This is a genomic window from Streptomyces sp. NPDC019890 (genome assembly GCF_044903445.1).
Lineage (GTDB): Bacteria > Actinomycetota > Actinomycetes > Streptomycetales > Streptomycetaceae > Streptomyces.
The window spans coordinates 495969-496442 of record NZ_JBJDQK010000005.1 but is presented as its reverse complement, the minus strand read 5'-3'; the positions used below and the strand labels follow the sequence as shown (position 1 = coordinate 496442).

The 474-nt window shown below is 65.6% G+C and carries 1 protein-coding gene; it reads right to left on the bottom strand.

What is annotated here, in order from left to right:
* Window positions 1–474, bottom strand: a 474-nt coding sequence (locus tag ACI2LP_RS17305; protein WP_404725403.1) for a tetratricopeptide repeat protein, incomplete at both ends; no start/stop codon positions are given.

Sequence of the window (474 nt, the reverse complement as noted above, 5' to 3'; positions counted from 1 at the left end):
TCCAGACCCTGGTGGGTATGCCCGCGGCCGACGTAGGCCCAGACGTAATCGGGGTCGAGTTCGATGGCCCGGTCGAAGTCAGCCAGAGCATCCTCGAAGCGGCCCATGAGGCGGTGGGTTTCGCCGCGGCCGGCGTAGGCCCAAGCGATTTGGGAATCCAGTTCGATGGCCCGGTCGAAGTCAGCCAGAGCATCCTCGAAGTGTTCCAGACCCTGGTGGGCATGCCCGCGGCCGGCGTAGGCGATGTAGTCGTCGGAGCCGAGTTCGATGGCGCGGTCGAAGTCAGCCAGGGCATCCTCGAAGCGGCCCATGCGCCGGTGGGTCTCACCCCTGCTGACACGGAACCAGTCGGCATGGGGGTCGAGTTCGATTGCACGCTCGAAGTCAGCCAGAGCATCCTCGAAGTGTTCCAGACCCTGGTGGGCATGCCCGCGGCCGGCGTAGGCGATGTAGTCGTCGGAGCCGAGTTCGATG